We start from the raw sequence: 14850 nt of genomic DNA, 5'->3' as shown, positions 1-14850 counted from the left end.
CTGCGGCGGATGCGTAGCTCAGCGGGAGAGCACCTCGTTCACACCGAGGGGGTCACAGGTTCAATCCCTGTCGCATCCACCATTCTTTTCAAAGAGATGCGAGAATTTCGCGTCACCCCATTTGGCGCCCCCGATACCAAATAGATACCAAGCGATAGATACCCGTCGGAACGCGACTATCGGTGTCTCCCGCGCAGAATAAGCTGCGCATCGCAGCTTTGGCGTCGACGCCACCGCCCAACGCCGCGAAGATGGCTACCACCGAGCGATCAATTGGATCGGGCAGATCGCCACGCAGGTAGATCTATGCTGGGTTGCCGACTGCCCAGTTCCCACCCAATGATTGCGTCGAGTCGCGAGGGTTGTGCGTTGGATATCTTTGATCTCGATAGCGCGCTGATGCGCGACTATGCGCAGTTCGCCCGGTCCTTCAGCCTCATCAAGGCGAAGGACATCGACGAGAGCGTTAGAGCGCTTTACGCGAGCGGCCGCTTCTGGCCTGAGCCACTCATTTCGATCAATCCGCGCTACGAACCAGGTGCCACCGTTAGTGCTCTGGCTGCGGATGGCACGCTGCACCCTGAAACGGCCAAGGTGTTCCGCGATGGCGATGGGAAGCCACTGCTTCTGCATCGCCACCAGAGCCAAGCCGTCGTCAAGGGAACTACGGGGCAGAGCTTCGTGGTCACGTCCGGCACCGGCTCCGGCAAGTCGCTTTGCTTCTTTGTTCCGATCGTCGATGCCGCGATCCGCGCCCGGGCGGCCGGCCAGCCGCAGTCAACGCGGGCCATCATCGTCTACCCGATGAACGCCTTGGCCAACAGCCAGCTCGAAGAGATCAACCGGTACCTTGATCAGTCCGGGCTGCCCCCAGCGCTTCGGCCCACTGTCGCCCGCTATACCGGTCAAGAGGATAAGGAGCAGCGCGCAGCCGTGCGCGCGAACAAGCCAGACATCCTTCTAACCAACTTCATGATGCTCGAACTCCTGATGACCCGCCAGAAGGCTGAGGATCGGGAAGTGATGGGCAACGCTCAAGGCTTGCAATTCCTCGTTCTCGACGAATTGCATACCTATCGCGGTCGCCAGGGTGCCGACGTCGCGATGCTCATGCGGCGGGTTCGCGATCGTCTATGCCCCACAAATCAACCCGTCTGCATCGGTACCTCGGCGACAATGGCGTCCGAGGGCGGGGCTGATGAAAGAGCTGTCGCGGTAGCTCAGGTCGCCAGCAAGCTCTTTGCGACCAACATTACGGCCTCCTCGGTGATCGCGGAGACCCTCGCGCGTGCGACGGACGCCCGTGTCGACCTCGGGCGTGACAGCCTTGCCGGCGCTATCGATAGCCCGCTCCCTGCAGATCTCAGCAACGAAGATCTGGCTCTTCATCCGCTTGCGGCATGGATCGAGATGGCCGTGGGTTTGAACGACGCTCAGGGCCTCGAGCGTCGCACGCCAATTACGCTTCGAGAGGCTGCGGCGACGCTAAGTGCGGCGGCGGACCGGCCAGCAGAAGCTTGTGAGCGCTCCCTTCGTGCGATGTTGACCCTCGCAGGTAAGCGAGAGATCGAACGGGGCGGAGCAGGCGACAGGGCATTCCTGGCATTCAAGCTGCACCGCTTCGTTTCAGGCGCAGGCCATGCACATGCGACGCTACGCGAGCCGGCGCGCCGGCTGGTGACGGTTGAAGGGCAGCTCTTCCACCCCGACGACACTGAGGCCCGCCTCTATCCCCTCTATTTCTGCCGGAATTGCGGGCAGGAGTTTCATTCGGTGACAGTCGCCGTCGACGAAGGCGGGCAGCAGGTGTTTGCCCGAGCGATTGACGACACGCCTGTGGAAGACCCCAACAGCGAGGACCGCGCCGGGTATCTGATGCCGGAGCCGGCCGAAGCTGACTTCGGGTTCACCGGCGCGCCTGAGGACTATCCGGAGGATTGGGTCGAAGGAACCAAGTCCGGCCAGACCCGGCTTAAATCCCGTAACCGCCCTCGCGCCCTCGAATGCATCATGGTGGGTCCCAGTGGTCGTGTGGGGAGCGGCCGGCGGATGTGGTTCGCCCCGGGGAAGTTCGGTTTCTGCCCCGCCTGCCTCGACCAGCCCCCGCCGCAGGCGCGGGAAATCAACAAGCTCGCCGCCTTGTCGGCCGAAGGTCGAAGCTCAGCGACAACTCTACTGGTCTCCAGCGCTCTGCGCTGGATGAACCGCACCGACAGCCTGAAGAAGCACCAGCGAAAGCTGCTGGGCTTCACCGACAATCGACAGGATGCGGCTCTTCAGTCGGGTCACTTCAACGACTTTCTTTTCGTCTCCCTTCTGCGAGCAGCCATCCTAGTGGCCGTAGAACGTGCAGGCGACGAAGGCCTGTCGCCCGACGAGTTTGGTCGGAGGGTCCAGGATGCACTCAGCTTCACTCCCGAGAATGAAGCGCAACGCCACGAGTGGATGCTGGATCCCACGGCAAAGGGTGTTGCGCGCACCGACGCCGGGACTGCGCTTGCTCGCGTACTGGCACATCGTGTTTGGGTGGATCAGCGACGGGGTTGGCGCTTCACGAACCCCAACCTTGAAGAACTTCGGCTGGTTGAGGCGCGCTACCCCGCGTTGAAGGACTTAGTCGCCGACGAAGAAGCGTTTTCCGCCGGGCCAATCACCCTGAGGCTGGCGACTCCGGCGGTCCGAGAACAGGCTTTCCTCCTCCTGTTCGAGACGATGAGAAAAGGGCTCGCGATCGAGACCCCGGCGCTTGATCGGCAAGATCTTTCCAGCATCGCCGAACGGTCCCAATCTTTGCTCCGTGATCCCTGGGCAATTGGCCGCCAGGAAGAGCCACGCACCGCCGCGGCCCTGATGGTGGACGCGCCACGAAAGGAAGAGGCGGGGAAGCGCGGCGAGACCCAGGTCTTGCGTGCTGGGGCCCAGAGTGGGCTGGCGCGAAAGCTTAGGTCCGCGAAGTTGTGGAGCGCCAAACTTGACGCCCAAGCCTATCACGACCTGATTTTTGCGATGCTCTCAGCAGCCGGGCAGTACGGCTTTGTGCGCGAAATCGCGACCGAGTTCGATACGCCTGGCTGGCGGCTTAATCCGACCAGCGTTCGATTGGGCGTCGGCCGTCCAGTCGCAGGAGAGAAGCCTCCAAACCCCTATTTTTCCAGCCTCTACCGCACTCTCGCCGCAGGCTTGACCGCGGGTGACGAGGGCCTGTTTGGCTTGGAGGGCCGGGAGCACACGGCCCAGGTCGAACCCGAAAAGCGCGAGTGGCGGGAGTGGCGCTTTCGCTATGGAGGCCCGGATCGCGAGAAGCTGGTCGAGCACCGCAGCGAACTCCTGAAGGAGGGCGAGAACGACGCTTTCCTGCCGGTCTTGTTCTGCTCGCCGACGATGGAACTGGGCGTCGACATCTCGGCCCTGAATGCGGTGTATCTGCGCAACGTCCCGCCGACGCCGGCCAACTACGCGCAGAGATCCGGTCGGGCAGGTCGGTCGGGTCAGCCGGCATTGGTGGTGACCTACTGCGCGGCCCAGAGCCCGCATGACCAATACTATTTCGGTAACCGGGCGCAGATGGTCGCGGGCATCGTCCGGCCGCCGTCTCTGGACCTTGGAAACCGCGACCTCGTGCTGTCTCACCTGCACGCGGTCTGGATCGCAGAGGCCGGCGCGGAGCTTGACCCCTCGATCCCTGGTGTCCTCGATCTCGCTAAGGACAAGTTGCCTCTACGCGATGACATACAGACCGTGCTGGCCGACCCGCTTCTTGGCCCCAGGGCGGCCAAGGCAGTGCGCCGTATCCTGAACAGCGTCGGCGCGGAGCTTGGAGAGGAATGGGATGAAGACCTGGACGCGGTGGCGCGCCAAGTGATCGACGAGGCCCCAGGCCTGTTTGCCCAGACGTTCAACCGCTGGAGAGAGCTCTACACCGGCGCACAGGACCAACTGAACGAGGCCAACCGTCGCCAGAATATCCCCGGCCTGTCTGGCCGCGAACGCGCGAATGCCCGGTCGGAATGGAACCAGGCCGCCGAACAAATTCGGATGCTCGAAGCTGGGCAGGAGAAAGGCGGATCCGACTTCTACACCTACCGCTATCTGGCGACTGAGGGCTTCCTACCAGGCTACAATTTCCCCCGTCTGCCACTCTACGCGTTCGTACCAGGCCAAGCCGGGTCCAACTCACGCTCGACCTACCTTCAGCGCGCTCGCTTCCTGGCCATCGCCGAATTCGGGCCGCTTAGTCTGATCTACCACGAGGGCCGCGCCTATCGCGTCCACAAGGCCCGCTTGCCCGCCAGCATCAAGGAGGACGGCGGCCAGAGGCTCGCGACTTCGGCTGTGTGGATCTGCGATGCCTGCGGCGGCGGACACGCGGTCGCCGAGCCCGAGCGTTGCCATGCGTGCGACGCGCACATGGCCGGCGTGCAGCCGGTCAGGAACACCCTTCGTATTGAGAACGTCGAGACGCTCCCGACCGAGCGGATCACGGCCAATGACGAGGAGCGCCAGCGGCAGGGATTCGATATCCAGACGGTCTTCGCCTGGCCTCGTCGCGACGGGGCATTCGACGTCAAACGCGCCGTGGCGGCCGACGCGGACGGTGAAATCCTGCTCATCGACTACTCGGCCGGAGCGTCCATCAGCCGACTGAACAAGGGCCTTCGCCGCCGCGCCGACAAGAGCCTCTTCGGGTTCGGCATCAATCCCGTGAGCGGGCGCTGGCAGAAGCCGCCGGAGGAAGACGGCGGACCGGACGTCCAGCCCGACCCAGACAAGACCCCGGCTCAGAGGGTCGTGCCTATCGTCCACGACACCAAGAACGCGGCGCTCCTGCGGCTGGCCGGCGCGGAACTATCGCCAGAGGCCATGGCGACGGTGCAGCACGCGCTCAGCCGTGGGCTCGACCTAGTGTTTCAACTGGAGCAAGGCGAGACCCTGGCCGAGCCGGTGCCCGAGCGCACAAACCGCCGAGCCGTGCTGGCGTTCGAGGCGACTGAAGGCGGCGCGGGCGTCCTGAACCGGCTGATTGGGGACAGCGGCGCAATTGCTCGCATCGCGCACGCAGCCCTGGAGCTGATGCACTACGAACAGCTTGATGAAGCGATCGATGATGCTGACCCTTCGAGGCTCAAAGAGCTGGAGACGGCGGCCTGCGTGAAGGGCTGCTATAAGTGCCTTCTCTCCTACTACAATCAACCAGACCACGAGCTGATCGACCGGACCAACGAGGACGCCCTGCGCGTACTCTTGAGGCTGGCGAGGTCCGAGGTCACTCCTCGTGATCCCGAAGTTACGTGCCATGATGCGGACGGGGCGGACGGCCCCTGGGTCGCAACTGCCGAACGCTGGGGCCTGCCTCGACCCAATGCGCCGCCTGCCGCATTCGATGGCCAGCTGCCGCTGAGTTGGTCGGCCTTCTATGTCGCCGCCGGACCTGCCGACGCGGTCGAGGCCACTCGATCCGTGGCCGTGGGTCTTGGCTTTACCCTGTTTGTGATCACAGACCCCGACGCGCCCATGGCGCCGGCAGATCTCGCTGCTGCCCTTGGAAGGTCCGCCTGATGCCCGACTTCGGCCCCGGAGAGCTTGTGCGGGCGCGAGGGCGCGAATGGGTCACGTTGCCTTCCGACACCGAGGGGCTGCTGCGCCTTCGTCCGCTTTCAGGATCGGAAGACGACATTCAGTGGATCGATCCTGAGCTGGAGCGAGGAGGTGTTCGCCCCGCCAGCTTCGATCCACCTAAGATCGATCCTGACGGCGCTCAGGTGTTCGCTACACAGGATGCTGCGCGTCTGCTCAGCGATGCGCTCAGGTTCACGATGCGGCGCGGCGCAGGTCCATTCAGGTCGGCAGCGCGCTTAGGGTTCGAACCGCGCGCCTACCAGCTCGTGCCGCTGATGATGGCGCTGCGCCTGCCGGTGGTCCGCCTGCTGATCGCTGACGACGTCGGGATCGGCAAGACGATTGAGGCGGGCCTAATCCTTCGCGAGCTGATCGATCGGGGCGAGGTCGCGCGCTTCACCGTCCTCTGCCCGCCGCACCTGGTGGATCAGTGGGTGGGCGAACTTGAGTTGAAGTTCGACATCAATGCGACAGCGGTGACTGCCGCCTCCGCGCCGCGGCTGGAGCGGGAGCTGCCGCCCGGCGTGAGCCTCTTCGATGCCCACCCATTCACGGTCGTGAGCCTGGACTACATCAAGGCGGATCGTCGCCGTGATGAGTTCGCGCGCGTCTGTCCTTCCATGGTGCTCGTGGATGAGGCCCATGCCTGCGTCGGCACGGAAAGCGGTCGCCAGCAGCGGTTTGGCCTACTCCAGCGCCTCGCCCAGGACGCTGAGCGCCATCTCATCCTGCTTACCGCGACGCCCCACTCCGGCGACGATGTGGCTTTTGCCCGCTTGCTGGGCCTGCTCGATCCGGCGTTTGGGGCCGAGACCCTCGACAGCGATGCGGGGCGTGCGCGCCTGGCTCGCCACGTGGTCCAGCGACGCCGGATCGACATCACCGAGCCCACCGCCGATGGGCAGACCTGGGGCGAGGACCGCGCTTTCCCCAAACATGAGGCGGACGAAGAACCTTACCAGCTCACCGCCGCCCACCGGCACTTCCACGAAGCGGTACTCGATTGGTGCCTGGGTGTCGTCGAGGGTGCCGGAACTGACGCGCGTAGCCGTCGACTGGCCTTCTGGGGCACGCTGGCTCTGATGCGCTGCGTGGGCAGCTCACCGCAGGCCGCCATCAGCGCCCTTCGCAATCGCGTCGCGGCTCTGCCCGACAAGCTGGAGGCGGGCGTCTTCGACCTCGACGACGACGAAACGCCCGCCGAAGACCTCGCCCCCGACTGGCGGGTCGATGAGGGTGGCGCGCTTTCCGAACTCATCGAACAGGCCAGCAATCTGGGCCCCGATCCGAAGCTAAGAGCGCTGGTCAAATTGATCCCCCACCTCACCAATCCGGTGATCTTTTGCCGTTTCATCGCGACTGCCGACGCGGTGGGCGCAGCCCTTCGCAGAGCCTTTCCCAAGGCACGAATCGAGGTGGTGACCGGTGATCTGCCATCAGACGACCGTCGCAAAGCCGTTGAGGCGATGGCGTCGGACGATGGTGTGCAGCGCATCCTTGTTGCAACGGACTGCCTGTCAGAGGGCATCAATCTTCAGTCCCTCTTCGCCGCCGTCGTCCACTACGACCTGAGCTGGAACCCTACCCGCCACCAGCAGCGTGAGGGCCGCGTGAATCGATTTGGGCAGCCTGCGGAAGTAGTCCGTTCGGTGACCCTCTACTCGCCGGACAGCGCAATCGACGGCGCAGTCCTGGAGGTGATCCTTCGTAAGGCCGACGCAATCAAAGAGGCCACCGGTGTAGCCGTCACCCTGCCGGAAGACACCGCGGCGGTGACCGGCGCGCTGATGCAGGCGGTCCTGCTGCGTAAAGGCCGCGTCGCCAGAACGCAGCTCAGCCTGGACTTCGGGTCGTTCGACGATGAGCGAGCGCATGTCGAAAGAGTCTGGCGAGACGTGGAGGCCGGAGAGAAGCGCAGCCGCGCTCGCTTCGCCCAGCGGGTCCTGTCGCCCCAGGACGTACTTCCGGAATGGCGCAGATGGCGCGAGCTGCTGGGCACTCCCGCTGACCTAGAACGGTTTATCGGCCGCGCCCTCGCGCGCCTGGAGGCCCCGGCGGAAGCGCTGAAGTCGGGCGGCCTTCGGGCGCCGCTCGCCGCCCTGCCGGCATCGATCCGCAGCCGACTGGAAGGGCGTCGCCTGGACGGCACGACCCATTTTGCATTCGAGGAGCCGCCGCCTCGCGGTGCGACGATCGTGCATCGCGCTCACCCACTGACCGCCACGCTCGCGGAGGCCTTGCTGGAGGCGGCGCTCGATCCGCTGTCCACGACCATTGCGCCGCTAGGCCGGGCTGGAGCGTGGGTCTCGGCGGCCGTCGAGCGACTGACGGTCGTGGCGCTGGCCCGGTTGCGTTTCAAGCTGATCGTTCGCAGCGGCCAGCGCGAGACGCTTCTGCTCGCGGAGGAAGCAGCGACCCTGGCATGGGTGCAGGGCGACACCACACCAAGCCTTACAGGCCTCGCCGCCGCCGCCTTACTTGAAGATCCCGCCGCAGCAGCCCTTGCCGACCTTGCTCGCGCCCGTGTGCTCGGAAGCGCGTTGGAGACCCTGGACCGTGAGGCCACGCGCGCTGGCCTCGCGGCCTATGCGACCGGACGGGCAGAGGCGCTGGCCGCCGACCACGCCCGACTCCGGGCGGCGGCGCGCATGAGCGGTGAGGTTCGGGTGGAAGCCGTGCTGCCCCTCGATCTCATCGGCGTCTTTGCCCTACTGCCGAAGGTCGCCTGATGGCCGCTGCCAGTTCACCCTTCACCGCCGTCACCGCCATGGGCGCGCTGATCGCCCCGGCGCAGTTCGCGAAGATTGCCGCCGCGAGCCTGCCAGGTCAGGACGCCGACAGCTACGGCGTCCCCAAGGGCCTGACCCTTCGCGACGAGCTGGCGCGCTTCTTCCGCATCGGGCAGGCGCAGTGGCGAGCCTTCAGCGCCGTCCCGACGCCCGGCGTGGGCGCGACAGCGCGCTTCATCGAAGGTCTGTTCAAAGACGTTCTGGGCTTTACGGACATCGGCCGGCTGAACGAGCCGGTGACGGTCGGCGAGCGCAGCTTTCCCGTCGCACTTATGGCAGGGGCCGTGCCCATCGCCGTTGCGCCGGCCTCCGACGCCATCGACCGCCCGTCCGACGCGCTCAGCGCACAGGGTCGCCGCCGGTCGGCCGCGACGCTGATGCAGGAATTTCTGAACGCAGAGCCGACGGCGCTCTGGGGCTTAGCCACCAACGGGCGGTGCCTGCGGCTCGTCCGCGATAACCCGAGCCTGACCCGTCCGGCCTTCATCGAATTCGACCTCGCGGCCATCTTCGACGACGAGGCCTACGCCGACTTCGCAGCGCTGTTCCTGACACTGCACCGCTCCCGGTTCGCCGCGAACGATGAGACCTGCCCCTTGGAGGCGTGGCGGTCTGACGGGGCCAAGGCCGGCGCTGTCGCGCGCGACAAGCTTCGCGATGGCGTCGAGGCGGCGCTTTTACTGCTCGGCCAGGGATTCCTTGAGAATCCCGCCAACACAGCGCTCGCCGAGCGCCTCCGATCCGGAGCGTTATCGCTCGCGGACTACTACGCCACCCTCCTGCGCCTTGTGTACCGCCTGATCTTCCTTCTCGCCGCCGAGGATCGCGGCCTCCTTCATCCCGCTGACGCGCCGGTCGGAGCTCGCCAGCTATACGCACGCGGCTACGCCCTGGGCCGTCTGCGCGACCGCTCGGTGCGCCGAGCGGCCTGGGACCGGCACCATGATGCGTGGGAGGGTCTCTGCATCGTGATGAGGGCTCTTGGGCGAGGCGAACCGCGCCTAGGTCTTCCTGCGCTCGGCGGGCTGTTCGACCATGACAGTCTCCCCGATCTGGAGGGGGCGGCACTCGCAAACTCACGGCTTCTGGAGGCCATCTATCGCCTGGCTTGGTTGCGCGAGCCGGCTGGCCCTGTGCCGGTCAATTGGCGGGATATGGAGTCCGAAGAATTAGGCTCGGTCTACGAGGGCCTCTTGGAACTGGTGCCCAGATTGGAGCGCGGGGGGGCCGAATTTGCCTTCGCAACGGAGGGAATTGAGAGCAAGGGAAACGCCCGTAAAGTTTCCGGCAGCTACTACACACCCGATAGCCTGGTTCAGGCGTTGTTGGACTCAGCGCTCAACCCGCTCTTGGCCGCCACAGTCTCTGGCGCTGAAGATCCGGCAGGGGCGCTGCTCGCTTTGCGGATTGTCGATCCGGCTTGCGGCTCTGGCCACTTTCTCTTGGCTGCGGCACGCCGGATCGCTGCTCAGCTCGCCGCTATACGAACCAATGGCTCACCTGCACCGGACGACTATAGGCATGCACTTCGCGAGGTGATGAGTGCTTGTATCCACGGGGTAGATCGCAACCCCATGGCAGTAGAATTGACCAAGGTTGCGCTGTGGATTGAGAGCGTCGAGCCGGGCAAGCCGCTGAGTTTGCTCGATGGGAATATCCGATGCGGCGACGCATTGTTGGGCCTCGACGATCTGGCCGGACTGGAGAAGGGCATCCCCGATGCCGCGTACTCACCGCTAACCGGCGACGACAAGCCGACGGCCCGCGACCTTCGTAACGTCAATCGGTCCGAACGTGACCGTCCACTCCTTGCAGCGATCCTGCGTCCAAAGCGCCTTGCTGGGGAAGCAGTACAAATTCGGGAGATGCCGGAGGAGACAATTGCTGAGGTCGAAGCAAAGCGGCAAGCCTTGGCGGCGTTCATGGCGTCCACAGAGCGCCAGAATTTACTCCTTGCGGCGAACGCCTGGGTTGCTGCCTTTATCGTTCCTAAGCGTGCCGGGATGCGGGTGCCAACAACCCGAACAGTCTGGGATGCGGTGCGTGGCGAGTTAGGCCAGGGTCAACTCCGCGATAACATAGAAGCCTTGGCGCTTCGCGCGCGGGTATTTCACTGGCCCTTGGAGTTCCCAGCTGAGCTCGCGGGGAACGATCCGGGATTTGATCTCGTCATAGGCAACCCTCCATGGGAGCGGATAAAGCTGCAGGAACAGGAGTTCTTTGCCGCACGCGATGCCGAAATCGCCGCCGCCCCCAATGCGGCGGTGCGCCGTAGGATGATAGCGGAGCTTGCGGTCGCTGAGGATGTCCCCAAGCGAACCCTTTTTGCTGAATTCGAAGCTGCCAAACGCACTGCAGAAGCTGCGTCAGCCTTCGCGCGGATCGGCGAAGACGGGCGGTACCCCCTTACTGGTCGGGGAGACGTCAATACCTATGCCCTGTTCGCTGAGACGTCGGCTCGACTGATTGGAAGACAGGGGCGGGCCGGAATCATCATCCCGACTGGCATTGCAACAGACGCCACGACAGCGCCCTTTTTCGCCCATTTGATAGCCCAAAATCGGCTAGCAAGCCTCTTCGATTTCGAGAACAGGGCCGGCCTTTTTCCCGCAGTTCATAGTGCGATTAAGTTTAGCCTGCTGACGCTTGCCACTGATTGTCCGACAGCGGCCTTCGCGTTTTTCCTGGCCATCCCGTCTGATCTCGATCAACCAGCACGACGCTTCACACTATCACCGGCTCAAATCTCCGCGATCAACCCGAATACGCGGACGGTGCCAATTTTCCGCGCCCGTGCGGACGCCGAACTTACTGCGTCTATTTATGCTCGAGTTCCCATCTTGATGGATGAGACCAACGAGCGAACTGGGAATTCTTGGGGCGCGTCCTTCGCGAGCATGTTCCACATGTCGAACGACAGCGGTTTGTTTCGGACTGCTGCTCAACTTGGTTCAGAAGGCTGCGAAAGGGAGGGGGCGAACTGGACCTCCCCTCGCGGTATTAAATTCGTTCCTCTGTATGAAGCAAAGATGGTCGATTTCTACGATCATCGCTCCGGCGACTATGGTTCTCGCGGAGATGAGCGCGGATATCGCGTAATGCCGGAAACTCCCTTGTCATCATATCAGTCTCCCGATTTCGAACCTCAGCCATTTTACTGGGTTGCCGAATCCGAAGTGTCAGAACGAATTGGAGATTTTCATCACCAGGCCATGATTGTCTTCAATAAAATTACTGGAATAGGAAATAGCAGATCATTTATTCCATGTCTTATACCTAGGGTAGGTGCTGGCGATAGTTTAAATGAATTGTTTTGCGATGTAGATGCGTTCAAATATGCATCATTGCTCGGTAACTTATCTTCTCTAATATTTGATTATATAGTACGTCAAAAAGTTGGCGGGGTTAATATTAACTTCTTTCACGTTAAACAACTACCCGTATTGCCGCCGCAAAAATATGACGAGAGATCACTCCAATTCATCATACCTCGAATATTGGAACTTATCTACACTAGCTTCAGTATTTCGCCCTTCGCTAGAACGCTCGGCTTTCCTGGCTCGCCCTTTCGTTGGGAACCTGACCGCCGAGCCCAACTGCGGGCCGAACTCGACGCTTGGTTCGCCCGCGCCTACGGCCTAACGAGAGACCAACTGCGATACATTCTCGATCCGGCAGACGTCATGGGTGCCGCCTACCCGTCTGAGACCTTTCGCGTGCTCAAGAAAAACGACATCGCGAACTTCGGCGACTACCGCACCGCTCGCCTGACCCTCGCGGCCTGGGACGCTCAGGCGCTCGGCGAGTGACATTCGCCCTACAAGACCCCCCCGGCCTGGTCGTCGGCACCCTTGCCCAAAAGGCGGCTTGGGATCGGGGTTTCAGCGTCGAGCTCGGCGTCCGAGGCGCTTGGCTTGGATACGCGTCGACCACTGCACCCGGAGAAGTGTGGATAGCTGGGGTTCCGCCCGCTGGGCCCTTCGCCTTGTCGGCCACCCATGCCGGCGTCGCGGCGGACTTGGCCGCCAACTTTCCAAAGTGCCCCGTGGCGGGGCCGGGCGCGGCGACGGTCCTGCTCGCCGACGACGAGGCCCTGACGCGGACCGTGGATCGCACCTGGAAGCTGGCCATGAGCCTGCCACCCACGCCGCTCGTCGCCTTTGAGGCAGCCGTCGCAGGACTGCCGCAGACCACCGAGGCCGAGCGTCTGGTCGTTCAGCGGATCGGGCAGGACAAGTTCCGCGACGCCTTGATGTTCTACTGGTCCGGCCGCTGCCCCATGACCGGCATTACCGACCCCGCCCTTCTGCGCGCCTCACACATCATCCCCTGGGCCGCCTGCGCAACGGACGCCGAGCGCCTGGATGCCAGCAATGGGCTGCTGCTGTCTTCGTTGTGGGACGCCGCGTTCGACGCCGGTCTGGTGGCATTTGAAGACGACGGCAGGCCAATTCCATCCGCCCGGCTCACGCCAAAGGCGGCCGAAGCTCTCGGGATCGCCAGCGCGCGCCCGATTCCCGGACTTACGCCCGGGCACCGGGCACGCCTAGCCGTCCATCGCGCGAAGACCTTCCAGGGGGTTGCGCCGTGAGGAGCCAGCGTCCTTACCCCACGGTTGTTGAGCGCCTGCTGCCCGCGCTCGGCCTGAAGGGGGCTTAGCCGCCGTGGGCGTCAGGCTGGTTGTAGCGGTCACAGACAGCGACTGGTTCGAGGCCCTTCGCCGACGACCTGACCTGCCCGAGGTGAGCTTCTGGGCGCCGTCGGCGGGCAGCTTCCGGGCTCTGCAGCCTGGTGAGCTGTTCCTGTTCAAGCTACACGCGCCGCGCAATTTCATCGTGGGCGGCGGCGTTTTCGCCTACGCCAACGCCCTGCCATGCTCGCTGGCCTGGTTGGCGTTCGGCGAGGCCAACGGAGCCGTGTCGGCGCGGGCCATGCGCGCCCGGATCGACAAGTATCGCCGGGCCGACCCGGCTGACCGCAGCGATTTCACGGTCGGCTGCCGCGTCCTGACGCAGCCGTTCTTTCTGGACGAGGTCGACTGGATACCGGTCCCAGAGAGCTGGTCGGCCAATATCGTCTCGTTCAAGACTTACACCACCGAGACCGCTGACCGCTTGGCGCTGTGGGAAGCCGTGCAGGATCGTCTGCCCCTGTCCGGCGCGTCCGGCGTTGGAGACAGCGCGCCACGGTTCGGCGAGCCGCAGCTCATCCGACCGCGGCTCGGCCAGGGCGCGTTCCGGGTGTTGGTGACCGACATCTACAAGCGCCGCTGCGCGGTGACCGGAGAGAAAACCCTGCCAGCCCTCGAGGCTGGTCACATCCGGCCCTACGGCGATGGCGGGGAGCACGAGGCCCGCAACGGTCTGCTGCTGCGCCGCGACATCCACAGCCTCTTCGATGCTGGATACGTGACGGTAACCCCGGAGCGCCGCTTCGAGGTCAGCCGCCGCATCCGCGAGGAGTTCGATAACGGCCGCCACTACTACGCCTTGCACGGCCAGGAGATCGCCGTGCCGGACAGCCCTGCGCAGGGCCACGATCCGGCCGCGCTGTCGTGGCACAACGAGAACTGCTTCAGGGGGTGACGTTCATGGCAAGCAAGCGTGGGAGCGGGCCTTGGGCAGGCGTTCGCCCATGACCATCCTGCTGCGAGACATATGGCCCATTTCCGAACCCGCTAGGTTCAAGGTTCACTTCGCCCGCTGGAACGGCGACCATCAGCCGCTAGAAGTTTGGATTCGGGACAGGGCTGAATGGCAAGAGTGGCAGGCCTATCGACCCGCCCGCGACGACTTCAACCGACCGCTAATCTTCTCAATGGCGCGCTTCTACCACGAGCCGGACATCTGGCTGTTCGGTGGCGTATTCCACGTCCAGGAGCGGTTGCAGGATCGGTATGAGGTGGCGCTCGCAGACGACGGCGCCCAGTTCATCGGCCGGCTCAAGCTGCGATCGAACTACCGAAATCGACAGACGCGCGTGAACTTCGAGAACCACTACGACAACCTCGAAGTCCAGGAGATCCTGCGGGAGCCTTATGCCGGGCGGTCATTCCCCGGTTATGAAAACATCGACCTGTCTTTCGAGGAACTCGAGGCCCTCGTGCGCAACAGCCGCCCGGACTGGAGGGCGTCTTTGACCAGCGTGAAAGGCATTTACCTGATCTCGGACATCACGACGGGCAAGCGATACGTCGGCTCGGCCTATGGCGAGGGGGGCGTTTGGTCCCGGTGGTGCGAGTATGCCGCCACCGGTCATGGCGGAAATGTCGAACTGCGCAAGCTCGTTACGGACCCGACCCTCGCCTATTGCCGCAAAGCCTTCCGGTTCGCGCTGCTCGAACACCGCCCCCACGCAACCGCCGACCAAGCCATCCTGGACCGCGAGACGTTCTGGAAGAATATCCTGCTTGCCCGCGGCGACTATGGCCTAAGCCGGAACTGAG

Annotated in this window: 6 protein-coding genes and 1 tRNA gene; all 7 read left to right on the top strand. The window is 63.9% G+C overall.

What is annotated here, in order from left to right; genetic code table 11:
• The first annotated feature begins 7 nt into the window (after positions 1-7).
• The 7 genes from EPN98_RS15015 (at position 8) to EPN98_RS14985 (ending at position 14849) form a co-directional block, all read left to right on the top strand.
• Positions 8-82, top strand: a tRNA-Val gene (locus EPN98_RS15015).
• 287 nt (positions 83-369) lie between these two features.
• The gene (locus EPN98_RS15010) at positions 370-5556 is read left to right on the top strand and encodes a DEAD/DEAH box helicase (RefSeq protein ID WP_293363712.1); all 5187 of its coding nucleotides are present in this window, start codon (positions 370-372) and stop codon (positions 5554-5556) included.
• Positions 5556-8345 carry a DEAD/DEAH box helicase gene (locus tag EPN98_RS15005; RefSeq protein WP_293363711.1) on the top strand — a complete coding sequence of 930 codons (2790 nt, stop codon included), beginning with the start codon at positions 5556-5558 and terminating at the stop codon, positions 8343-8345. Before EPN98_RS15010 ends, EPN98_RS15005 begins: the two co-directional genes overlap by 1 nt.
• On the top strand, positions 8345-12214 hold the full coding sequence (locus EPN98_RS15000; RefSeq protein WP_293363710.1) for an N-6 DNA methylase: 3870 nt from the start codon (positions 8345-8347) through the stop codon (positions 12212-12214). Before EPN98_RS15005 ends, EPN98_RS15000 begins: the two co-directional genes overlap by 1 nt.
• Positions 12215-12390: 176 nt before the next feature.
• Positions 12391-12996, top strand: a complete 606-nt coding sequence (locus EPN98_RS14995; RefSeq protein WP_293363709.1) for an HNH endonuclease signature motif containing protein — start codon at positions 12391-12393, stop codon at positions 12994-12996.
• A gap of 73 nt (positions 12997-13069) precedes the next feature.
• A complete protein-coding gene (locus EPN98_RS14990) occupies positions 13070-13990 on the top strand; it encodes an HNH endonuclease (RefSeq protein ID WP_293363708.1) in 921 nt (306 codons plus the stop codon).
• A 49-nt stretch (positions 13991-14039) separates the two neighbouring features.
• Positions 14040-14849: a GIY-YIG nuclease family protein gene (locus EPN98_RS14985; protein WP_293363707.1), complete on the top strand. Its 810-nt coding sequence runs from the start codon at positions 14040-14042 to the stop codon at positions 14847-14849.
• Position 14850: the final 1 nt, after the last annotated feature.

Origin of the sequence: Phenylobacterium sp., from assembly GCF_004299445.1 — a bacterium.
Classification (GTDB): Bacteria; Pseudomonadota; Alphaproteobacteria; order Caulobacterales; family Caulobacteraceae; genus Phenylobacterium.
Note: the sequence above shows the minus strand (reverse complement) of the source record. Positions and strands in the feature narration are given on the sequence as shown.